We start from the raw sequence: 21722 nt of genomic DNA, 5'->3' as shown, positions 1-21722 counted from the left end.
ACATTGACCGAGCCGGTACCGAGTGATGCGCTACAGCCAGCCGCGGGACGTAAGGCGGAGATCAATCCGCCTGTATTCTTCGTTTCGGCAGGCCTGATCCTGGCCTTCGCCCTCTTCGGCGCACTCGCCCCGGAGACCGCGAACCAGGTGTTCACGACCGTGCAGGCGCTGATCGTCGCGGACTTCGGCTGGTTCTACATCGCCGCGGTCGCGGGGTTCCTGATCTTCGCCATCTTCCTGATGTTCAGTCGCTATGGCGATGTGAAGCTCGGGCCCGACGACAGCGAACCGGATTACAGCTACCTGTCCTGGTTCGCGATGCTGTTCAGTGCGGGGATGGGGATCGGCCTGATCTTCTTCGGCGTGGCCGAGCCGATCCAGCATTATGCATCGCCGCCCGTGGGCGAGGGCAAGACGATCGCGGCCGCGCGCGAAGCGATGGTCCTCACCTTCTTCCACTGGGGCCTGCACGCCTGGGCGATCTACATCGTGGTCGGGCTGGCGCTTGCCTATTTCGCGTTTCGTCGTGGACTACCGCTCACCATCCGCTCGGCACTCTACCCGCTGATCGGCAAGCGGATCTATGGCCCGATCGGCCACGCCGTCGACATCTTCGCGGTGCTGGGCACGATGTTCGGCGTTGCGACGTCGCTTGGTCTCGGCGTGCTGCAGGTGAATGCCGGGTTCAATTACCTGTTCGGCCTGCCGACGAGCATCCCCGTTCAGCTCGTCCTGATCGCCGCCATCACCGGCATGGCCACGCTGTCGGTCGTCGCCGGACTCGACAAGGGCGTGAAGCGCCTGTCCGAACTCAACATCATCCTGGCCGGACTGCTGCTCGCCTTCGTCCTGGTCACCGGGTCGACGGTGTTTCTGCTCCAGGCCTTTGTGCAGAACATCGGCACCTATCTCGGTGAAGTCGTGCCGCGCACCTTCCGCCTCTACGCCTACGAACCCAACCCGTGGCTGGGCAATTGGACCTTGTTCTATTGGGGTTGGTGGATCGCCTGGTCGCCCTTCGTCGGCATGTTCATCGCCCGCATCTCGCGTGGGCGCACGATCCGCGAATTCATCGGCGGCGTGCTGCTGGTGCCGACCCTATTCACCTTCCTCTGGATGACGGTGTTCGGCAACACCGCGATCGCGCTGGACATGGCCGGTACGGCCGCCATCGCCGACACCGTCGCCAACAATCTGCCGGTGGCGTTGTTCGAGACACTGGAGCAGCTGCCCTTCGCAACGATCGTCTCGGGTATCGCGACACTCTTGATCATCACCTTCTTCGTCACGTCGGCGGATTCCGGGGCATTGGTCATCGACATGATCACATCGGGCGCGGCGGAGAACCCGCCGGTGTGGCAGCGTGTATTCTGGGCGGTATCCGCGGGCGCCGTCGGTGCGGTGCTGCTGGTCGCCGGTGGGCTCCAGGCCCTTCAGACTGCCGCGATCGCCAGTGCATTGCCATTCGCGGTGGTGATGGTGTTCATTTGCTATGGGCTGCTGCGCGCCCTGCAGACCGAGGACCAGGAAGCGTTGGACCTGTCCGCCGCGGGTTCCGATCCGATCGCCGAAACGCCGTTGAGTTGGCAGCAGCGCCTCGCGACCATCACGCGCTTCCACGACAAGCGTGAGGTTGCGGCGTTCCTCACCGATACGGCAAGCCCGGCGCTCGACGCGGTAGCGGCACAGATGCGCGACAGCGGCCTCTCGCCAACCCTCGTTCAGGACGAAAACCAGGTCGAGCTTCGCATCCCGCACGGCGAGCGTGGCGAGTTCCGCTACGGGGTTCGGGCACGCGGCTTCCGCCAGGCAAGCTTCGCCTGGGCGGCATCGCGCAAGGCGAACGAGCAGGAGCGTCTCCACTACCGGGCGGTGGCGCATTCCTCGGAGGGAGAGCCCGCGCATGATGTGACCGGCCTGAGCGACGAACAGCTGATCAACGATCTCCTCAATCGGTATGCGCGCTTCCGCCACGCCCGGCGGATGACCTGAGCAGGGGCTGTTCGCCGACCAGGAGCCGCCGCCGAGAATAACATGCCGAACAGAGAGAAGATCACGGACAGTGCCAACGAGCGCGCCATCGACGAGTCGATTGCCGGCACCGCGCCAGGCCTCCCCGATGGCGGGCTCTCGCCTGCCGAGGACCTGCCGGAGGAGCCAAGTGACGAGGACGTTGCACGGATCGCGGCCAAGCGCGGTGCGCCTGACCCAACCAATAACTTCCTAGGTCTGCGATAGGCCTGGTTTTTCCGGGTCAATCAGCGTGACTTCGTCGGCAGGTTCGAAGCGTAGCGTCCACCGGGGGTAGCCTTCCGGTGAAATCTCGATGTCGGGCAGGCCGACCGGGTCCGAGCCGGTTTCTACCCATCCAGCGCCATGGCACCGATCGCAGGCAGTGCGCTTGCAGCGGAAGCTTACGAGATCAATCTCGGTATTCCATTGGCCGCGGCCTTTGCACAATGGGCACATCGCATCCAAGCTCCCCTTACGGGGCTGGATCGGAACGATGTCGAAGGCGTGGGGGCTGTCTGGACCGTCGCAATAGACGATGTTGCTGGCGTGAGGCATGCGCCGCAGTCGCGGAACAGCCGTCTCAATGCAATATGGCCTTGGTGCGCTCAGCGACCATTTATCAGGCGGTGATCCCGTCTCGCGCTGCCTGATCTCGGCAAGCATGCGATAACCAGCACGGCGCGCTTCCTACGCGCCAGGAACGGGTCGGTTGTTCTCAGACACCCTGTCGACGCCGGATTGCCGATGACCCCTCGGACACCCTCCGCAACGATCATTCGAAACTGCGAGAAACGCGATCTGCCGCGCTCGATGGAATGCAGTATGCGACGCCATCTGTAGCACTGGGCGCCTCGCGAGGCGTTGATTCTATTGAATTTCGCCAATCTCAACCGCTTGGCGATGAGATGGTGACCCCTACGGGAATCGAACCCGTGCTTCAGCCGTGAAAGGGCCGCGTCCTAACCGCTAGACGAAGGGGCCTGCGTGGTTGGAGGCGCCTAAGGCCAAGTGGCTGGCCCGTCAACCCTTCAATCGGCCCAAGCGGCATCTTCGACGTGCAATTCTGCTGCGGGGCGCGATGCCCAGTCGTCGATCTTGGCGCGACCGGCGAGCCAGAGCTTGCGGTGCGGGGCCGCGCCGAGCAGCGCCTGACCGAGCGGCGTCTCGGCGGCGCGGAACGCCATCGCCTTGACGCTGCGGCCGTCGTCGCCCGCGACGATCGTGCGGACATGGCCATTGCCCACCACATCCGCCTTGATCACGCGGACCGGCCCCATCGCGACGCGCGGTGCGGGCCAGCCCATCCCATAAGGTCCCCCTGCGTCCATCGACTCGACCAGCGCAGGATTGACCCCGCCCGCGGCCAGGACCGCATCGAGCAAAAGCGCACGGCCGTCATTGGACTGCGAGACCGCTGCGGCGAGCCGGTCCTCGAGGAAGTCGGCGAAAGCCGGGATCGCCGCTTCGGCAATCGTCAGTCCGGCCGCCATCGCGTGGCCGCCCCCTGAAACGAGCAGGCCCTGCTCACGCGCCGCCATCACCGCCGCGCCGAGGTCCACGCCCGGGATCGACCGGCCCGATCCCTTGCCGATGCCGTGTTCGTCGATCGCGATGACGATCGCGGGCCGACCGAGCTTTTCCTTCAGCCGGCCTGCGACGATGCCGATGACGCCGGGATGCCAGCCCTGTCCGGCGACGACCGAGACGCTGCGCTCGCGGCTGGCGAGCAGGTCGGCGGCCTCCTGCACCGCGGTCTCGATCGCGCGGCGTTCCTCGTTGAGACGGTCGAGCTCCTCGGCGATCCCGCGCGCCTCGTCGGGGTCCTGCGTGGTCAGCAGGCGGACGCCGAGATCGGCGCGGCCGATGCGCCCGCCGGCGTTGATCCGCGGGCCGAGTGCGAAGCCGAGATCGGTGCAGGTCGGGTTGCGCGTCAGTCGCGACGCCGCGATCAACGCCGCGACGCCGATGTTGCGGCGCGCGCCCATGACCTTCAGCCCCTGTGCGACGAACGCACGGTTGAGCCCGCGCAACTGCGCGACGTCGGCGACCGTGCCGAGCGCGACGATGTCGAGCAGGTCGATGAGCTTGGGCTCGGCGCGGTTCTCAAAGAAGCCACGCGTGCGCAGCGTGCGGACGAGCGCGGCGGCGGCGAGGAAGCACATGCCGACCGCAGCGAGATGGCCGTGTGCGGCGCCCTCATCCTCGTCGAGCCGGTTGGGATTGACGAGTGCCAATGCGTGCGGGAGCGCAGTCGAGCATTTGTGGTGATCGATCACGATCACATCGACCTTCGCATCGCGCGCGGCATCGAGCGCGTCGAACGCCTGCGCGCCGCAGTCGACGGTGACGATCAGCGAGGCGCCTTCGCCCGCGAGCCGGACCATGGCCTCGCCCGACGGGCCATAGCCTTCGAGCAGGCGGTCGGGGATATAGGCGCGCGCCTCGATCCCCAGATCGCGCAGCACGAGGATCATCAGCGCGGCGGAAGTCGCGCCGTCGACGTCGTAATCGCCGAAGATCGCGACCTGTTCGCCCGCCTGCACCGCATCGGCGAGCCGATCGGCTGCGCGGTCCATGTCGCGGAAGATCGACGGGTCGGGCATGAACGCGCGGATCGACGGCGTGCGGTGCGCGTCGAGCGCCTCGCGCGGGCAGCCGCGTGCGAGAAGGAGCTGGGTCACCAGATCGTCGCCGCCAAACCCGTCGCGCGCGTCTGCGGCGAGCGAGCGCCAGCGCCAGGGCTGGCCGAGGATCGAGGAGGTTACGCCGAGAACTGTCATGCGCCGGAGGTAGTGGCTGCGGGGGGATTGTCGAGCGGGTTCACCGACGCGGCCAGGCCACCCTCCCCCGGCGGGGGGGGGCGTCACTTGATCCAGGGGCGTTCGCGAAACCATTTCGTGACGATGTATTTGACGCCCTCAACCACCGGCATGCCTTCGTGGAGCGTCAGGCCATTGGGGCTGCCGTCGGGGCTCATGTTGTTCCACGCGAGCAGCAGCCCGCGCTTGGGCGCGACCTTGACGCCCGCCTGCGGGAACCACGTGGCGCCACCCTCGGGCACGTCGTTCAGATAGACCATCGCGGTCCAGGTGCGCTGGCCGCCCTGTTCCTGCATCTTGTCCCAATAGCTTTCGCTCGCATGGAAATAATCGTGATGCGCGCGAAATTGCTGGCCGGGGGCGTAACGCTGCCCCTGCATCGTTTCGCCATGCGGCAGGTCAATGCCGAGCAGCGCGGCGATCGCCTCGTCGGTGGGTTGCACATCGGGGGACCAGCGATCCATGTCGCAGCTCTCCGACGTGCGGAAACTGCTGTTCGGGCGGTCGGACAGCAGCGTCGACGGTCGCCGCTTCGAATCAATCAGCGCGATGAGCGCGCGACAGGTTGCGGCGTCGAGGAAATTGGCGTGGTGATAGAATTGCACGCCGTCGATCGCGATCCGCTGGACCTTCGGATTGGCGTCGAGCCGCGCGGCGACGCTGGCGCCCGCCGCCTGCCGCGTCGGCGCCATCGGATCCTGCGGCTTGGCTTTGGTGAATAAACCCATGGATCCGAATTTGCGCAGCCGTCCGCGAAACGCAAGGGGGCGAACGCGTGCGGCACGACGGGCGCGGTCGCTCGTCGTGCCGCGATGCGCCTACCAGAAGATGTCGTAGACCGTGTCGACGACCCGCCCGCTGTCGAGATCGACGAGCAACGCGTCGTTGTAATAGCGGACCCAGCGATACGGCCCATAGGCCTCGGGCAGGCGATAGGTGTAGGGATCCTGGATCCAGTAATTCTGGTTGTACAGGATGCTGTTCAGCGAAAAGCCGATGCCGAAGCGGCGATAGCCCGAGCCCCATCCGTTCGGCGCATAATAGCGCGGCAGGCGGTAGGCGCCGCGGTTGCTTGCGCGATAGTCGCTCCAGCCATAGCGATTGTCGCTGCGCCAGCCGCGGTTCCATGCGCCGCGCTGGCCATATCCGCCGCGGCCATAGCCCTGGACGGTGCCGTAGCCGCCAAAATGCTGGCCGCTGCGATAGCCGCCGCGGTCCCGATCGCCGTCACGGCCGCGCCAGTCGTCGCGTCCACGCCCATCCGGGCGGCCGCGGAGGTCGTCGCGCCCGCGTGGAACGTCACGATAGCCGCGGTCCTCGCCTGGGCGGCCGTCAAAGCGCGCGCGATCGGGCTGACCGCGGCGGTCGTTTCGGACGTCCTGGCGGGCGGCATCGCGCTGCGCATTGCCGCGGACCCAGTTCTCGCGAACCTGGTCGGCCTGCCGGTCCGACCCCACACGTGCATTCCAGTCCTGGCGGGGCGCGTCCGGGCGGCCGTTACGCCCATAGCCACCGTCACCGCGTGCCTGGCCCTGCACGACCGTGCCCTGGTCCGCACGTTGCGGACGATCGCCCCGATCGCCCCGATCGCCGCGATCGCTCCAATCACCGCGCATCTCGCCATTCCCCGGCGCCTCGGCACCGAACCGCTGCGCCTGTGCGGCAACCGGCACCAGTGCGGATGCCACGAGCAAGATCTTCAGGAAACTCCGCGTCATTGCCGTCGTCCTCGACTGCCGGCGCACGAGCCGGCTCCTATGGTGCACCCCTTCTAGCCTTACGGGCGTGAGGCGACGCTGAATGGCTTGGTCAGCGATCCGACAGGATTCGTGCGCGTGCGGCTTAGCGCGCGGGCGGCGGGACGAGCGCGGGAACGAGCCGTGCGGAATCCGCCGGGTCGATCCCGGGGCGCGGGCCAGCGGGCAGGACCTCCTCACCCCGGGTCGCGCGGCCCGCGCGCTGGATCGCCTCGACGACGCGCGGATAGACGCCGCAGCGGCACAGATTGGTGATCTGTTCGCGGATCAGCGCTTCGCTCGGGTTTGCATCGCGTTTCAGCAGCGCGGCGGCGGCCATGATCATGCCGGGGATGCAGAAGCCGCATTGCGGCACCGCTTCGGCGATGAAGGCGAGCTGCAGCGGGTGGTTGCGTTCGTGCGACAGCCCCTCGATCGTGGTGACGTAGCGCCCCTCGATCGACCCGATCGGCACACGGCAGCTGCGCACCGCACGACCGTCGATATCGACCGTGCAGGCGCCGCAATGGCCGGTGCCGCAGCCATATTTGGTCCCCGTCAGGTTCGACGCGTCGCGCAGCGCCCAGAGCAGCGGCGTCGCGGGATCGAGCCGATATTCGATCGCCTGGTTGTTGACGGTGAAGCGGGTCATCCCCGCGCGCTAGCCGATCCCCTGGGCGGAGGGGAGGGGGCTATTGCCGCCAGCTCGTGTCACGCTTGTCAACCAGCCGAACCATCGCCTCGAAATCCGCCTTGCCCGCGCCACCGGGCAGCGAGACCTTGCCGAGATCGCGCTGGTGGACCTTGACGACATCGTCGGGGATCAGGATCGGCGTGCCCATCGACGCCGTCGCGACCTGGATCTCGCAGGCGCGCTGCAGCGACCAGTGCTTGATGAACGCCTCGGGCAGCGTCCGGCCCATGACCAGGATGCCGTGATTGCGCAGCAGCATCACGCGCTTGTCGCCGAGATGCTCGATCAGCCGTTCGCCCTCTTCCGACCGGACGGTGACGCCCTCGAAATCATGATAGGCGATCTGGCCGATGAAGTTGCACGCATAGAAATTGGTCGGCTGAAGCCCGCCCTCGACCGCGCTGACCGCCATGCCCGCGGTGGTGTGCGTGTGCATGATGCAATGCGCGTCGGGCAGGTGCTTGTGGAACAGCGCGTGCTGCGTGAAGCCCGCGAGATTGACCGGATAGGGGTTCTGGTCGAGCTTGTTGCCGTCGATGTCGATCTTGACGAGGCTCGACGCAGTCACCTCGCTGAAATGCAGCCCGAACGGGTTGATCAGGAACGCGCCGTCCTCGCCGGGGATCTTCAACGTGATGTGGTTGTAGATCATCTCGGACCAGCCGAGCATGTCGAAGACCCGGTAGCAGGCGGCAAGCTGTTGGCGGGCCTCCCATTCCGCGGGTGAAACCGTCGAATTGCGCAGCGCTGCGGTCGCCATCTCATGCTCTCCCTTGTCGCGTTTGCAAACGGCATACCCGATGCCCGAAAGCGCGGCAATCGACGGGTGCCACGCCGCGGCCGGACGCGAACGCGCCTCTAACCATTGCCACGCGCGGTCGCCCCGGCTTATGCCGCCGCCCAACAAGACCGCGAGAGGGCGCAATTTATCATGCATGTCGACACCCATCACACCGCCGCCGCGGGAGGCGCCGCCGCAGAGGGCGATGCCAATCACGGTTACGACGCCCCCGACCTGCGCGTCTTCGTCTTCGCCCTGTTCTTCATCTTCGGTGGCATCACCTCGCTGAACGACATCATCATTCCGAAGATGAAGGAGCTGTTCACGCTCGACCATGCGACCGCGATGCTGGTCCAGTCGGCCTTCTTCCTCGCCTATGCGCTGTTCTCGATTCCTGCCGCGGCGATCGTGCGCAAGGCCGGTTATATGCGCACCGCCTCGATCGGGCTGGTGACGATGACCGTCGGGTGCCTGTTGTTCATCCCGGCGGCGGGCAAGGCCAGCTTCGAGATGTTCCTGTTCGCGCTTTTCGTGCTGGGCGCGGGCATCACGGTCGTTCAGGTCGTCGCCAACCCGCTGATCTCGGCGCTCGGCGCGCCGAAATCGGCATCGAGCCGGCTGACCTTCGCGCAGGCGTTCAACTCGCTCGGCACGACGATCTTCCCTTATGTCGGTTCCGCGGTCATCCTTGGTGGTCTCGCGACGGTGGATTCCTCGACGCTGACCGGCGCCGCGCTTGACGCCTACCGGACCGAATCGTCGCGGACCGTCGTGCACACCTATATCGGCCTCGCGATCGCGCTGCTGATCGTCGCCGCCGTCGTCTGGACGCGGCGGAACCGGCTGAACGAGGAGCAGGAGCAGACGGGCAGCATCCTCCACGCCTTCACGCTGCTCAAGCGCCCGCGCTTCGCGATGGGGACGGCGTGCATCTTCCTTTATGTCGGCGCCGAGGTCGCGGTCGGCTCGCTGATCGTCAACTACCTGATGCAGCCGAGCGTGATGGGCCTGAGCGATGTCGCTGCCGGTCAGCACGTGCCCTTCTACTGGGGCGGCGCGCTGATCGGGCGGTTCATCGGGGCCTATGTCCTCAACAAGGTGTCGCCAGGCAAGGTTCTGGCCGGTGTCGCGACCGGGACGCTGGCGCTGATCCTGATCTCGGCGAATACCGAGGGTGCCGTGTCGGGTTGGGCCTTGCTGTCGATCGGGCTCATGAATTCGGTGATGTTCCCGACGATCTTCGCCTTGGCATCTGAAGGCCTTGGCAAGCGTGCGGCCGAGGGGTCGGGCGTGATCGCCACGGCGATCGTCGGCGGCGCGATCATTCCCTATTTCACGGGCGTGCTCGCGGACTCGTCGGGCAGCCTGCACTTCGCGTTGCTGCTCCCGGCGATCTGCTACGCGCTGATCCTTGCGTACGGGGTGTATGCGCGCAAGCCGGTGACGGCCGTCGCCTAATCCCCGTCGTCATCCTGGGCTAGACCCAGGATCCAGAGCCACGACCGCTACCGTCCGTGGCTCTGGATCCTGACTTTCGTCAGGATGACGGGTGTTTTGGTAGCATTGGTGCCGCGCGCCCGGTCGCGAGATCGGCATCCGAGAAGCGGATCGGCGTGCGGAGACCCGGGACGGTCGATCCATCCGGACGCACGACGTCGATCGCCATGCCGCGCGCGATCACCTGTGGATCGTCGAATGCCTGCGCGACGGTGTTGATCGGCCCGGCGGGGACACCGACCGCCTCCAGCCGCGCGAGCAGCTCGAGTTTAGGCACCAGCGAGGTCGCCGCCTCGATCCCTGCAAACAAGATGTCCTTGAAGGCGAGCCGCCCGGCATTGGTCGCGAACCGCGGATCGTCGCGCATTTCAGGTAAGCCCATCGCATCGCAGAACCGCCGGAACTGCCCGTCATTGCCGACCGCGAGGATGAACCACCCGTCGCTGGTCGGGAATACGGCATAGGGGCATACGTTCATGTGGGCGTTGCCGACCCGCGTCGGCGAGACGCCGCTCGCGAACCAGTTCATCGCCTGATTGGCGAGGACGCCGGTCATCGTGTCGAGCAGCGCCATGTCGATCTGCTGCCCCCGACCGGTCCGCTCGCGCATCGCGAGCGCCGCCTGGATCGCGATCACCGAATACAGCCCGGTCATGATGTCGGCGAACGCGACCCCGATCTTCTGCGGCGCCCCATCGGGCTCGCCGGTGAGATCCATGATCCCGCTCATGCCCTGGACGATGAAGTCATAGCCCGCGCGCGGTGCGTAGGGTCCGTCCTGTCCGAAGCCGGTGATCGAGCAATAGACGAGCCGCGGATTGATTGCGGCGAGCGTCGGATAGTCGAGCCCGTATCTGGCAAGCCCGCCGACCTTGAAATTCTCGATCACGACATCGGCGTCGGCGATCAGCGCACGAACCGCAGCCTGTCCCTCGGGCGTCGTGAAGTCCGCGACGACCGAGCGCTTGCCGCGGTTGGCGGCGTGGAAATAGGCCGCGTCGCGGGTGCCGTCGGGGTTGTCGATGAACGGCGGGCCCCAGGTCCGGGTGTCGTCGCCGGCGGGGCTCTCGACCTTGGTGACGTCGGCACCGAGATCGGCGAGCACTTGGCCAGCCCAGGGGCCGGCGAGGATGCGGGCGAGTTCGACGACCTTTAGGCCGGCGAGGGGTGTAGGTTTGCCTTCCACGATTAAATCACCACCCCGGCGGAGGCCGGGGCCCAGTTGGAAAGGTTGTAGTAACGACACGCAGCATCAGCCAAGGCGCGTTCCCCAACTGGGCCCCGGCCTTCGCCGGGGTGGCAAGCAAGCACGTGGCCTATCACTAGAACGCTGCAATACCCGTGATCGCGCGGCCGAGGATCAGCGCGTGGACGTCGTGTGCGCCCTCATAGGTGTTGACCGTCTCGAGGTTCATCATGTGACGCATTACCTGATATTCCCCCGAAATGCCGTTGCCGCCGTGCATGTCCCGACTCATCCGCGCGATGTCGAGCGCCTTGCCGACATTGTTGCGCTTGACGATCGAGACCATCTCGGGCGCGAACCGCCCCTCGTCCATCAGCCGCCCGACGCGCAGTGACGCCTGGAGCCCGAGCGCGATCTCGGTCTCCATGTCGGCGAGCTTCTTCTGATAGAGCTGCCGCCCGGCGAGCGGGGTGCCGAACTGGTTGCGATCGAGGCCATATTGCCGCGCGGCGTGGAAGCAGAATTCGGCGGCACCGAGCGCACCCCACGAGATCCCGTAGCGCGCGCGGTTCAGACAGCCGAACGGCCCCTTCAGCCCCTGGACGTCGGGGAGCAACGCGTCCTCGCCGACCTCGACCTCGTCCATCAGGATCATGCCGGTGATCGACGCCCGCAGCGACAGCTTGCCCTCGATCTTGGGCGTCTCGAGCCCCTTCATCCCGCGTTCCAGGATGAAGCCGCGGATGCCACCGCCATGCTCGTCGGACTTGGCCCAGACCACGAACACGTCGGCGATCGGCGAGTTGGAGATCCAGGTCTTGGCGCCCGAGATGACATAGCCGTTCGCGGTCTTCTTCGCGCGCGTCGTCATGCCGCCGGGGTCCGACCCCGCATCGGGCTCGGTCAGTCCGAAGCAACCAATGAACTCGCCAGTCGCGAGCTTCGGCAGATATTTGCGCTTCTGTGCTTCGGAACCGAACGCATTGATCGGGTACATCACCAGGCTCGACTGGACCGACATCATCGAGCGATAACCCGAGTCGATCCGCTCGACCTCGCGCGCGACCAGGCCGTACGCGACATAGGAGGCGCCGACGCCGCCATATTCCTCTGGGATAGTCGGTCCGAGCAGGCCGAGATCACCCATCTCGCGGAAAATCGCGGGATCGGTATGTTCGTGCTGGAACGCGTCGATGATCCGCGGCGCGAGCTTGTCCTCGGCATAGGCGCGCGCGGTATCGCGGATCATGCGTTCGTCTTCGCTCAGCTGGTCGTCGAGCAGGAACGGATCCGCCCATTCGAACTTGCCCATTCCGGCGCCGGTGCCTGCCATCGTCATCTCCTTCATTGGCCGCCGACTTCGTGTTTCCAAGGCCGAAAGTCCAGCCCCAAGGCATGGCTATGCGTCGATCAGCGTCAACGCCGCGATGGTGACACGCAGCCGCGACCCGACCAGCTCCACTGCGTCGATCGCGAGATCGGCGAGGATGTGCCCCCGCAGCGGCAGCTCGGCATCGGGCAGGGCGGCAAGCCAGGATCGAAAACCGGGTATGGGATCCGCCAGGATGACCAGATGATGTTGCTCGCCCGAGAAGGTCGCGCTCGCCCATGGGCGCGAAACCGTCTCGATCAGCTCGAATGCCGTGCCCGATGCTGCGGCACTGGCGTGAAGTGCGCGGATCAACCGCGTCGCGACATCGGGGCCGCGCAGGGGGGCCATCCTCACGACCGGCCGCGCCCGGACGTGTTCGCGATGAACGCCTCGATCCGCGCGACCAGTCCCGCGCGTGGCTGGCGACCGCGTCTGAGATCCGCGACGAGCCGGGAATCATTCACCGCACGCCGTCCGAAGGTGGCCGCCCCCATGTCGGTCTGCCGCGGATATCGGTTGATCTTGACCAGTACGGACATCGTTTGCTCCTCGTGATTCCCGTCTCCGTTCACGATCTGTTCCCTGAAATCCAACTTGTCTAGGATTTTTCCTGCGCTATGGTCTCGCCATGTCCGATCCCGATCCCCGAGCAGCGCTGGCACGGCTTGCGGCTGCGCGCGGGGACAGTATGGCGGCCCTGTCGGCGATGCTGGGACGCAACGCGGCCTATCTGCAGCAGTATGTGAAGCGCGGGTCGCCACGACGGTTGGCGGAGGACGATCGCCGGCTGCTCGCGCAGTATCTCGGCGTCGAGGATCATGTGCTCGGCGGGAGCGGAACGAAGGGCAGCGAAAGGCGAACCGGGTTTCGGATCGCCCGCCTGGCGGTCCAGGCGTCGGCCGGGCCGGGCGCGCTGGTCGATGACGAGGTGCTGCTGGGCACCGACGTGATCGACCCCGCGCTGGCGCGGCGGCTCGGGCTGCGCGACGGGCAGGCGGCGATCATCCGGGTCCGGGGAACATCGATGGAGCCCGGCCTGCAGGATGGCGATCACATCATCGTCGATATGGCGACCACGGTGCCGGGCGCGCGCGGACGCCTTCACGTCATCCGGGTCGATGGCCTGACGATGGTCAAGCGGGTCGCGTTGCGGGACGGGACGCTCAGCGTGTCGAGCGACAATCCTGCCGCGCCGCCGGTGCCCGACGGCTCGGTCGACATTGTCGGCCGCGTCGTCTGGCAGATGCGCGAACCCGACTAGCGGCGGTCGCGGATCCAGACGAGCAGCGCGGCCGCGACGCCGATCGCGGTGCCGATCAGGAGACCCAGCGTGGCCTGGCCGATCGCAAATCCGACCCCCGCGCCGCCAAGAATGCCCATCGCGATCAGGAAGCCGCCAGCGGCGGTCGGACGTTTGTCAGCCATGTCCCGCACCTGCCACGTCGCGCGCGCGGACGCCAGTGCCGGCTGCCGACGCGGACGATGCACCGCGCAACGCGCTGATTGTCCGGCAGAGTATTTCGATGTCATGACGAAACGTGGCGAAAATGCGTCACGAACGACTGTCGCGGGGGGCCAAGCCCGGCTAGGAGGCGAGCATGGTGTACCGCTTCGGGTGGGTCGGGATCGGTACGGCCACCGCCGTCCTTGTCGTGCCGATGCTGACGGCGCCCCCCCGCGCCGCCGCGCAGACACGCGTGTCCACGCCGCAGGAGGGCGCCGCGGCCGCGGACGCGCCGGTGTCGCTCGATCCCATGTCGCCGCTCGCGCCGCTGCCCGATATCGGCGTCGCCTGGCCCGATCTTGCCGCCGCCACCGATGATCCGGTCACCGTCGCGACCAACACCGATGCGACGACCGAGACGCGCTATTCGTGGCGGATCGAGGGAATCGACTCGATCGAGAACGCGCTGCTGAAACAGCGGTTCGACCAGCTCTCGACGCTCAACGCGAACGACGGCGAGGTCGCCAATGCAGCGCAGCTCGATCGCCGTGCGCGCGAGGACGGCGACCTGCTCAACAGCCTGTTGCGCGCCGAGGGCTATTATGACGCGCGCGTCACCACCCGGGTCGAGCCCGGGCAGAAGCCGCTGGTGATCGTCTCGGCCGATCCGGGCACGCGCTATACCTTCACGGGCGTGACGATCGATGGTCTGGCGGCGGCGGGGGACAAGGCGCCCGCGCTGGCCCAGGCCTTCGGCATCAAGCCTGCCGACCCGGTCAACTCGGATGCGATCGTCGCGGGCGAGGCCAAGCTGACGACTCAGATCGGGCGCGAGGGCTTTCCGTTCGCCAAGGTCGGCGATCCGGCGATCGTGGTGGACCATGCGACGCGCACCGCGACGCTCGACCTGTCGATCGTCCCGGGCGGCCAGAAGCGCTTTGGCCGGATCGTCGCGCTGCCCGGCAACCGCGTGTTCGATGCGGAGCATGTGCAGGAGATCGCGCGGTTCACGCCCGGTCAGCCCTATGATGCGGGCGAGCTGGACGATCTGCGCCGGGCGCTCGTCCAGACCAGCCTGGTGTCGTCGGTCGAGGTCAGGCCGATCCCGGGCAGCACCGCCGACAGCGTCGATATCGGTGTGAAGCTCGACCGCGCGCCGCCGCGCACGGTCGCGGGCGAGCTTGGGTATGGCACGGGCGAGGGCGCACGCGCCGAGGTCAGCTGGACGCATCGCAACCTGTTTCCGCCCGAGGGCGCGCTCACGCTGCGCAGCGTTATCGGGACGCAGGAGCAGCTCGGCGCGATCGTCTATCGCCGCAACAACTTTCATGCGCGCGACCGCGTGCTGACCGCGCAGGTCTCCGCGGTGCATATCAACCGCGATGCGTATGAGGCCAAGACCTTCACGCTGGCCGGCAGCATCGAACGCCAGACGAACATCTTCTTCCAGAAGACCTGGACCTGGTCGCTCGGCGCGGAGCTGATCGCGTCGGACGAACGCGACGTGATCGTGTCGACCGGCGATCCTCGACGCCGGACCTTCTTCATCGGCGCGCTGCCGACCACGCTGAATTATGACGGATCGGACGACCTGCTCAACCCGACGCGCGGGTTCCGGCTCGGCGGGCGGCTGAGCCCGGAGGCATCGTTCCAGGGATCGGTGTTCGGCTATGCGCGGACGCAGATCGACGCGAGCGTGTACCGGACGGTCAGCGACGGGATCGTGCTGGCGGGGCGGACCCGGCTCGGCACGATCGTCGGCGCGCCGCGCGATCAGGTGGCACCGTCGCGGCGTTTCTATGCCGGCGGCGGCGCGTCGATACGCGGCTATGGCTATCAGTCGATCGGTCCGCGCGATCCGAACAACGACCCGATCGGCGGCCGCAGCCTGACCGAATTCTCGATCGAGGCGCGGATCAAGGCGTTCGGCAATTTCGGGGTCGTGCCGTTCCTCGATGCGGGCAACATCTACACGTCGCCGCTGCCCAAATTCACCGGCCTGCAATATGGCACGGGGATCGGGGTGCGCTATTATTCGAACTTCGGCCCGATCCGATTCGATGTCGGGACGCCGATCAACCCGCAACCGGGCGACAGCCGGATCGCGGTCTATGTATCGCTGGGACAGGCGTTTTGACCGACGCCGCGACCGAGACGACAGAGCCGGGCCGGCCTGTGCCACGGCGCCGCTGGTGGCGCTGGCTTGCGGCGGCGTTCCTTGCCCTGGTGGCGATCCTCGGCGCCGCGCTGCTGATCGTCGATACCGATATCGGCCACCGCTATGTCGCCAATCGGGTCGGCGCGATCCGCGCGGCCAACGGGCTGCGCTTCACGATCGGGCGGATCGACGGGTCTCTCTATGGTGATACGCGGCTGACTGATCTGCGCGTCTATGATCTCGACGGGCTCGTGTTCCAGGCGCCGCGCGTCGAACTCGACTGGTCGCCCATCCGCTGGTTTTCGAACCGGCTCGAGATCCGCCGGCTCGCGATCGATCGCGCGACGCTGTTCCACGTCCCGCGCACGCGACCGTCGAAGAGGCGCACGCCGATCCTCCCCGATTTCGACATCCGGATCGGGCGGCTCACGGTCGGACGCCTGCTGCTCGACACGCGCGTGCTCGGCACCGCACGCGTCGCGCGGCTCGACGGCCGTGCCGATATCCGCTCGGGACGCGCGCTCGTCGACGTGAACGCGCTGGTCGCGGGCAGCGACCGGCTCAAGCTGCGGATCGATGCGGAGCCAGCGCGAGACCGGTTCGATCTGGACGTAGCGGCGCGCGGGGCGGCGAACGGGGTGCTCGCCCGGATGATCGGCGCCCGGAGCAACGTCGCGCTCGTCGTCACCGGTGACGGCCGCTGGGCACGCTGGACGGGCCGCGCACAGGGTATTGTCGGCACGGCACGCGCGGTCGATCTCGCGCTTTCACAGGCAAGCGGACGCTATACGCTGTCGGGAACGCTCGCCCCCTCGGGGCTGCTCAGCGGACGGCTCGCAGCGCTCACGACGCCGCGGGTGCTGGTCAATGGCGCCGCGACGTTCGTCGAACGCCGGCTCGACGGGCGGCTGTCGCTGCGGTCGCCGGCGCTCTCGCTCGACACGACGGGTATCGTCGATCTCGGCGCGAACGCGTTTCGTGATCTTCGCGTGAAGGCGCGGCTGCTGCGGCCGACGGCGCTGATCGGGACGATGGGGGGCAGCGGCATCGAACTGCGCGCCATTCTCGACGGTGCCTTCGCGACCGCAAGCTTCGACTACCGCCTCGACGCGGCACGACTGACCTTCGACAAGACCGGCTTCGATCGCGTGCGGATCGCCGGCAAGGGGCGTCTGTCGGCGGCGCCGGTCACCGTCCCGATCCGCGTCACCGCCGCCCGCGTGACCGGGGTGGGCGATGTTGCCGGGGGGATCCTGCGCAACCTGTCGGTCGATGGGCGGCTGCGGATCACGCCTGCGCTGTTGACCGGTGACGACCTCGTGCTGCGCTCCGACAAGCTCAACGGACGGATCGGCATCCGGGTCGATCTGCGCACCGGGCGGTTCGACGTCGGGGTGAATGGCCGGCTCGGTCGCTATCTGATCCCGGGGCTGGGGATCGTCGACGTCACGTCGACGCTGCGCGTCGTTCCGGGGCCGAACGGCAAGGGGACGCGGGTGATCGGGCAGGGCGCGGCACAGGTGCTGCGGCTTGACAACGCCTTCTTCCGCAGTCTCGCAGGTGGTCTGCCGCGGCTCACCGCCAATCTCGAACGAACGACGGACGGAGTCCTGCATTTCAGCAACCTCGTCCTCGTCGCGCCGCAGATCCGGTTGAGCGGCAACGGCTACAGACGGCGCGACGGCAGCTTCCGGTTCGAGGGCGGTGGCCGTCAGCAGAACTACGGTCCGGTCACGCTGACGCTGGACGGCAGGATCGAGCGGCCGACGCTCGACCTCGTCCTCGCCAGCCCCAGTCCGGCCCTGGGGCTGACCAACGTGCGGGCGCATCTCGATCCGACCGCGCAGGGCTATGCCTTTGCCGCTGCGGGTGGCTCGCGGCTTGGTCCCTTCACCGCGGCCGGTACGCTGCTCCTCCCGCGCGGCGCCGGTGCCACGATCGCGATCGCCGCGCTGGACGTCAGCGGGACCCGCGCGACGGGGACGCTCGCGATCGTCGATGGCGGCTTCAACGGGCGGCTTGCGGTGGCGGGCGGCGGTCTGGCGGGCGAACTGCTCTTCCGACCGGTCGGCGAGAATCAGCGCGTCGAGGCGCATCTCGATGCGCGCGCGGGGACGCTCGCCGGCTGGACGCTGCGGCGTGGTCATATGGATCTCGTCACGATCCTCGACCCTGCGGGCACCTCGATCGAGGCGACCGCGACCGGCGCAGGCTTGCAACGCGGCGCGCTCAGCATCGGGCGGCTGACGGGCAGCGCGTCGCTGCGCGGCGGAGTGGGGCAGATCAAGGCGTCGATCGCGGGGTCGCGCGGACGCGCGTTCGATATCGAGAGCGTGACCGACGTGACCGCGGACAGCTATCGCATCGCTGCGCAGGGCACGCTCGACCGGCGACCGCTCCGGCTGTTGAGCCCGGCGATCGTGACCCGCGACGGCGATGGCTGGCGCCTCGCACCGACGCGGCTCAGCTTTTCGGGGGGCGAGGCGCAGATCGGCGGACGCTTCACCGGATCGACCAGCGCGATCGACGCGAGCATGACGCGAATGCCGCTGGCCATCCTCGACATCGGCTATCCCGGCCTCGGGCTTGGCGGCCTGGCATCGGGGACGTTCAGCGTCGCGACGAGCGGCGGGAACCCGCCGACGGGCAAGGCGGACGTGACGATCCGTGGCCTCAGCCGTGCGGGGCTCGTGCTGTCGTCGCGGCCGATCGATGTCGGGGTCGCGGCGCTTCTGTCGCCCGACAAGCTCGGCCTGCGTGCGGTGATCGCCTCGGGTGGCAAGACGATCGGGCGCGCACAGGCGCAGCTTGCGCCGCTTGGTGAGGGCGACCTCGCCACGCGGATCTCACGCGCGCGGCTGTTCGGACAGCTGCGCTACAGCGGGCCTGCGGACACGCTGTGGCGGCTGACGGGGGTCGAGCTGTTCGACCTGTCGGGGCCGGTCGCGATCGGCGCGGACGTCGTTGGTACGCTCGAAGCGCCGGTAATCCGCGGTGTCGTCCGTGCAACCAACGCCCGCATCGAAAGCGGCACGACGGGCACGATCCTGTCGAACGTCCAGGCCAGCGGCCGGTTCGGCGGCTCGCGCCTAGTGATCGACCGTTTCGCGGCGGACGCGGGCAAGGGCGGCCGGGTGACGGGGGTCGGCCAGTTTGATTTCGCAGGCAAGAACGGGCTTGGGATCGACCTGCGGCTGCAGGCTGCGAACGCTGTGATGATCAACCGCGATGATATCGGCGCGACCGTGACGGGGCCGCTGACGTTCACGTCGGACGGGATAGGCGGCGTAATCGCGGGCGACGTGGTGATGAACAAGAGCCGCTACCGGCTAGGCCAGGCGACTGCGGCAAGCGCAGTGCCGCAACTCAACATCCGGGAAATCAACCTGCCCGAGGGCGGCGAGGAAAAGGCCGCGCCGACGCGCCCCTGGACGCTGGCGATCAAGGCCCGCGCACCGAACCAGGTCATGGTCAGCGGGCTGGGGCTGACAAGCGAATGGTCCGCCAATCTCCAGATCGCCGGTGAGCCGCAGAACCCCGCGATTACCGGCCGTGCGACGCTGATCCGCGGCGATTACGAATTTGCCGGGCGCGAATTCGAATTGGCGCGCGGCGTCATCCGGTTCGATGGCGGCGTGCCTGCGAACCCGGCGCTCGACATCGAGGCGAATGCGGACTCGACCGGGCTCAACGCCTCGATCCGCGTCACGGGCTATGCGCTCAAGCCCGAGATCGGGTTCACGAGCACGCCCGCGCTGCCGCAGGACGAGCTGCTCTCGCGCCTGCTGTTCGGGACGTCGATCACCAACCTGTCCGCGCCAGAAGCCTTGCAGCTCGCGGCGGCGGTGGCGGCGTTGCAGGACGGCGGCAACGGGATCAACCCGATCAACGCGGTGCGGCGTGCAGCAGGCCTCGACCGGCTGCGCATCCTGCCTGCCGACCCGCAGACGGGGCAGGGCACATCGATCGCCGCAGGCAAATATGTGACCCGGCGGCTCTATGCGGAGATCATCACCGACGGCCAGGGCTATAGTGCGACGCAGGTCGAGTTCCAGGTCACCCGCTGGCTGTCGCTGCTGTCGAGTATTTCCACGCTTGGCAGGCAGAGTGCGAACGTCCGCATTTCCAAAGACTATTGAACCGGCGGCAAACGCCGGAGGACCCCTTGTCGTGGGAACCAGCCCTGTCGGGCATGGTTGATCTGCCGTTACATATCGAGGCCAGATGACCCTTCCCCAATCTCTTTCGATCGCCACGCTCATCGGCATGATGATGCTCTTCATCTGGGGACGGTTTCGCTATGACGTCACCGCGATCCTGGCCCTGCTCGCGAGCATCGCGCTGGGGATCGTCAGCCCGAAGGATGCCTTCAAGGGCTTTTCCGACGACATCGTCATCATCGTCGGTTCGGCGCTCGTCATCTCGGCGGCGGTCCAGCGCTCGGGGGTGATCGAACTCGCGCTCGCAAAGCTTGCAAAGCGGGTCACGCGGGTTCGGTCGCAGCTTGTGGTCCTGACGGCGTCGGTGGGGTTCTCGTCTGCGTTGGTCAAGAATATCGGCGCGCTGGCGATGCTGATGCCTGCGGCGTTCCAGATGGCGAAGAAGAACAACACCTCGCCATCGGTGTTCCTGATGCCGATGGCGACCGCGTCGCTGCTCGGCGGTCTCATCACGCTTGTCGGTACCTCGCCCAACATCATCGTCAGCCGCGTCCGCGAGCAGATGACCGGGCAGCCGTTCGGGATGTTCGATTATACCCCGGTCGGGCTCGGGCTGACGGTGATGGGGTTGATCTATCTGCGCTTCGCCTATCGCCTGCTGCCGCGCGACCGGCGGGCTGCGCCGACGATGGGCGAGGCGCTCGACATCAAGGGGTATATCACCGAAGCCGCGATCCCCGAGACGTCCCCCGCGGTCGACGAGTCGGTCGAGGATTTTCTCGCACGGCACGACGGCGAGGTGTCGATCACGCGGATCCTGCGCGCGGGCATGCGCAGCGCGCCGAACGAGCATACGCACCTGAGGGCTGGCGATGTACTGATCCTCGGCGGCGAACCCGATGCGCTCGAACGCGTGATCGCGCGCGACCGGCTGAAGCTCGAAGGCGAGGACCGCGAAAAGGCGGATCAGGCGGACGACGATGAAGTCGGCGTGATTGAGGCGGTCGTCAATGTCGGTTCGCCGCTGGCGGGGCGGACCGCGGCCCGGCTTGCGCTGCAGGCGCGGTTCGGGGTCAATCTGATCGCGATCTCGCGACAGGGCGAGCATCTGTCGCGCAGACTGGCGAATATCGAGCTGCGCGCGGGCGACGTGCTGGTGCTGCAGGGGCCGCTCGAACAGCTGCCCGGCAAGCTGCGCGACCTGGGCTGCCTGCCGCTGGCACAGCGCGAGATGCGGCTTGGCGTGTCGAAGCGCAGCTGGCTGCCGATCGGTATCCTTGGCGTCGCGATGGGGGCAACGGCGATGGGGTTCGTGCCCGTGGCGGTGGCGTTCTTCGCCGCGGCGGGGCTGATCATGGCGACCGGTGTGCTGCCGGTGCGCGAGGCCTATGACCATGTCGAATGGCCGATCCTGATCATGCTCGGCGCGCTGATCCCGGTCAGCGATTCGCTTCGTACCACCGGTGCATCGGACGTCATCGCGACCTGGCTGTCCGCGACTGCATCGACGCTGCCGCCCTGGGGGGCGGTCGCGCTGATCCTGGCGGCGGCGATGGCGGTGACGCCGTTCCTGAACAATGCCGCGACCGTGCTGGTGATGGCGCCGATCGCGGCGACGTTTGCGGGCGATCTGGGCTACCGGCCCGAGGCGTTTCTGATGGCGACCGCGGTCGGCGCAGGGTGCGACTTCCTCACGCCGATCGGTCATCAGTGCAACACGCTGGTGATGGGGCCGGGCGGCTACAAGTTCAGTGACTATGCCCGGCTCGGCGCGCCACTGTCGCTGCTGGTGCTGCTGGTCGGCACGCCGTTGATCGTCGCGGTCTGGCCGATGCACTGAGCCCCCTCCCGCGGGGGAGGGG

The 21722-nt window shown here is 67.4% G+C and carries 18 protein-coding genes and 1 tRNA gene; 7 read left to right on the top strand and 12 right to left on the bottom strand.

The genetic code is table 11. The annotated features are described in order from the left end of the window. Window positions 1–3: 3 nt before the first annotated feature. Together IFT87_RS10535 and IFT87_RS10530 are read left to right on the top strand one after the other, a co-directional pair. A complete protein-coding gene (locus IFT87_RS10535) occupies window positions 4–1992 on the top strand; it encodes a BCCT family transporter (RefSeq protein WP_192008407.1) in 1989 nt (662 codons plus the stop codon). 42 nt (window positions 1993–2034) lie between these two features. Beyond that, a complete protein-coding gene (locus IFT87_RS10530) occupies window positions 2035–2238 on the top strand; it encodes a hypothetical protein (protein WP_031438875.1) in 204 nt (67 codons plus the stop codon). Here the strand turns inward: IFT87_RS10530 and IFT87_RS10525 are convergent. The 7 genes from IFT87_RS10525 to IFT87_RS10495 all read right to left on the bottom strand — a co-directional run bounded on the left by IFT87_RS10525 (window position 2224) and on the right by IFT87_RS10495 (window position 8022). Next, the gene (locus IFT87_RS10525; RefSeq protein WP_235188223.1) at window positions 2224–2676 is read right to left on the bottom strand and encodes a hypothetical protein; all 453 of its coding nucleotides are present in this window, start codon (window positions 2674–2676) and stop codon (window positions 2224–2226) included. The genes IFT87_RS10530 and IFT87_RS10525 overlap by 15 nt on opposite strands. A 243-nt stretch (window positions 2677–2919) precedes the next feature. Further along, window positions 2920–2994: transfer RNA gene (locus tag IFT87_RS10520), tRNA-Glu, on the bottom strand. Window positions 2995–3041: 47 nt separating this feature from the next. After that, window positions 3042–4793 (bottom strand): single-stranded-DNA-specific exonuclease RecJ, encoded by a 1752-nt coding sequence (gene recJ / locus IFT87_RS10515; RefSeq protein WP_192008406.1) that lies wholly within the window; start codon window positions 4791–4793, stop codon window positions 3042–3044. Window positions 4794–4876: 83 nt separating this feature from the next. Then, window positions 4877–5560: a prolyl hydroxylase family protein gene (locus tag IFT87_RS10510; protein WP_031438877.1), complete on the bottom strand. Its 684-nt coding sequence runs from the start codon at window positions 5558–5560 to the stop codon at window positions 4877–4879. A gap of 90 nt (window positions 5561–5650) precedes the next feature. Then, window positions 5651–6550: an RcnB family protein gene (locus IFT87_RS10505; protein WP_031438878.1), complete on the bottom strand. Its 900-nt coding sequence runs from the start codon at window positions 6548–6550 to the stop codon at window positions 5651–5653. 124 nt (window positions 6551–6674) lie between these two features. Next, window positions 6675–7220 (bottom strand): (2Fe-2S)-binding protein, encoded by a 546-nt coding sequence (locus tag IFT87_RS10500; RefSeq protein ID WP_031438879.1) that lies wholly within the window; start codon window positions 7218–7220, stop codon window positions 6675–6677. A gap of 40 nt (window positions 7221–7260) precedes the next feature. After that, a complete protein-coding gene (locus IFT87_RS10495; RefSeq protein ID WP_031438880.1) occupies window positions 7261–8022 on the bottom strand; it encodes a class II aldolase/adducin family protein in 762 nt (253 codons plus the stop codon). Between the two features lie 171 nt (window positions 8023–8193). Here IFT87_RS10495 and IFT87_RS10490 point away from each other — a divergent pair, with 171 nt between their 5' ends. Further along, the gene (locus IFT87_RS10490; RefSeq protein ID WP_031438881.1) at window positions 8194–9501 is read left to right on the top strand and encodes a sugar MFS transporter; all 1308 of its coding nucleotides are present in this window, start codon (window positions 8194–8196) and stop codon (window positions 9499–9501) included. A 79-nt stretch (window positions 9502–9580) separates the two neighbouring features. Here the strand turns inward: IFT87_RS10490 and IFT87_RS10485 are convergent, their stop codons facing one another. The 4 genes from IFT87_RS10485 to IFT87_RS10470 all read right to left on the bottom strand — a co-directional run bounded on the left by IFT87_RS10485 (window position 9581) and on the right by IFT87_RS10470 (window position 12637). Beyond that, the gene (locus tag IFT87_RS10485) at window positions 9581–10726 is read right to left on the bottom strand and encodes a CoA transferase (protein ID WP_192008405.1); all 1146 of its coding nucleotides are present in this window, start codon (window positions 10724–10726) and stop codon (window positions 9581–9583) included. 136 nt (window positions 10727–10862) lie between these two features. Next, the gene (locus IFT87_RS10480; protein WP_031438883.1) at window positions 10863–12059 is read right to left on the bottom strand and encodes an acyl-CoA dehydrogenase; all 1197 of its coding nucleotides are present in this window, start codon (window positions 12057–12059) and stop codon (window positions 10863–10865) included. Between the two features lie 66 nt (window positions 12060–12125). Next, window positions 12126–12452 (bottom strand): hypothetical protein, encoded by a 327-nt coding sequence (locus IFT87_RS10475; RefSeq protein ID WP_426290736.1) that lies wholly within the window; start codon window positions 12450–12452, stop codon window positions 12126–12128. Beyond that, a complete protein-coding gene (locus IFT87_RS10470) occupies window positions 12449–12637 on the bottom strand; it encodes a hypothetical protein (RefSeq protein WP_192008404.1) in 189 nt (62 codons plus the stop codon). Before IFT87_RS10470 ends, IFT87_RS10475 begins: the two co-directional genes overlap by 4 nt. 89 nt (window positions 12638–12726) lie before the next feature. Between IFT87_RS10470 and IFT87_RS10465 the strand changes: the two genes are divergently transcribed. Continuing rightward, window positions 12727–13359 carry a S24 family peptidase gene (locus IFT87_RS10465; RefSeq protein ID WP_192008403.1) on the top strand — a complete coding sequence of 211 codons (633 nt, stop codon included), beginning with the start codon at window positions 12727–12729 and terminating at the stop codon, window positions 13357–13359. Here the strand turns inward: IFT87_RS10465 and IFT87_RS10460 are convergent. Next, a complete protein-coding gene (locus IFT87_RS10460; protein ID WP_192008402.1) occupies window positions 13356–13523 on the bottom strand; it encodes a hypothetical protein in 168 nt (55 codons plus the stop codon). The two genes, IFT87_RS10465 and IFT87_RS10460, sit on opposite strands and share 4 nt — an antisense overlap. 173 nt (window positions 13524–13696) lie before the next feature. On the opposite strand from IFT87_RS10460, the gene IFT87_RS10455 reads away from it, so the two are divergent. From IFT87_RS10455 to IFT87_RS10445, 3 genes are all read left to right on the top strand, one after another. Continuing rightward, entirely contained in the window at window positions 13697–15679 is a 1983-nt protein-coding gene (locus IFT87_RS10455) for an autotransporter assembly complex protein TamA (RefSeq protein WP_192008401.1), read from the top strand. Continuing rightward, on the top strand, window positions 15676–19839 hold the full coding sequence (locus IFT87_RS10450) for a translocation/assembly module TamB domain-containing protein (RefSeq protein WP_192008400.1): 4164 nt from the start codon (window positions 15676–15678) through the stop codon (window positions 19837–19839). Before IFT87_RS10455 ends, IFT87_RS10450 begins: the two co-directional genes overlap by 4 nt. Window positions 19840–19924: 85 nt before the next feature. Further along, window positions 19925–21700 carry an SLC13 family permease gene (locus IFT87_RS10445; RefSeq protein ID WP_107929911.1) on the top strand — a complete coding sequence of 592 codons (1776 nt, stop codon included), beginning with the start codon at window positions 19925–19927 and terminating at the stop codon, window positions 21698–21700. Window positions 21701–21722: the final 22 nt, after the last annotated feature.

The sequence above is a fragment of the Sphingomonas sp. CFBP 8765 genome, assembly GCF_014841445.1.
Taxonomy (GTDB): Bacteria; Pseudomonadota; Alphaproteobacteria; order Sphingomonadales; family Sphingomonadaceae; genus Sphingomonas; species Sphingomonas aerolata.
The sequence above is the reverse complement of the archived record's forward strand: the minus strand, read 5'-3'. Positions and strand labels throughout refer to the sequence as shown.

Coding starts and splice junctions, on each gene's coding strand:
- IFT87_RS10530 (WP_031438875.1), top strand. CDS start 2,035: ATGCCGAACAGAGAGAAGATCACGGACAGTGCCAACGAGCGCGCCATC.
- IFT87_RS10525 (WP_235188223.1), bottom strand. CDS start 2,676: ATGCTTGCCGAGATCAGGCAGCGCGAGACGGGATCACCGCCTGATAAA.
- IFT87_RS10470 (WP_192008404.1), bottom strand. CDS start 12,637: ATGTCCGTACTGGTCAAGATCAACCGATATCCGCGGCAGACCGACATG.
- IFT87_RS10465 (WP_192008403.1), top strand. CDS start 12,727: ATGTCCGATCCCGATCCCCGAGCAGCGCTGGCACGGCTTGCGGCTGCG.
- IFT87_RS10455 (WP_192008401.1), top strand. CDS start 13,697: ATGGTGTACCGCTTCGGGTGGGTCGGGATCGGTACGGCCACCGCCGTC.
- IFT87_RS10495 (WP_031438880.1), bottom strand. CDS start 8,022: ATGGCGACCGCAGCGCTGCGCAATTCGACGGTTTCACCCGCGGAATGG.
- IFT87_RS10500 (WP_031438879.1), bottom strand. CDS start 7,220: ATGACCCGCTTCACCGTCAACAACCAGGCGATCGAATATCGGCTCGAT.
- recJ (WP_192008406.1), bottom strand. CDS start 4,793: ATGACAGTTCTCGGCGTAACCTCCTCGATCCTCGGCCAGCCCTGGCGC.
- IFT87_RS10490 (WP_031438881.1), top strand. CDS start 8,194: ATGCATGTCGACACCCATCACACCGCCGCCGCGGGAGGCGCCGCCGCA.
- IFT87_RS10505 (WP_031438878.1), bottom strand. CDS start 6,550: ATGACGCGGAGTTTCCTGAAGATCTTGCTCGTGGCATCCGCACTGGTG.
- IFT87_RS10460 (WP_192008402.1), bottom strand. CDS start 13,523: ATGGCTGACAAACGTCCGACCGCCGCTGGCGGCTTCCTGATCGCGATG.
- IFT87_RS10480 (WP_031438883.1), bottom strand. CDS start 12,059: ATGGCAGGCACCGGCGCCGGAATGGGCAAGTTCGAATGGGCGGATCCG.
- IFT87_RS10510 (WP_031438877.1), bottom strand. CDS start 5,560: ATGGGTTTATTCACCAAAGCCAAGCCGCAGGATCCGATGGCGCCGACG.
- IFT87_RS10445 (WP_107929911.1), top strand. CDS start 19,925: ATGACCCTTCCCCAATCTCTTTCGATCGCCACGCTCATCGGCATGATG.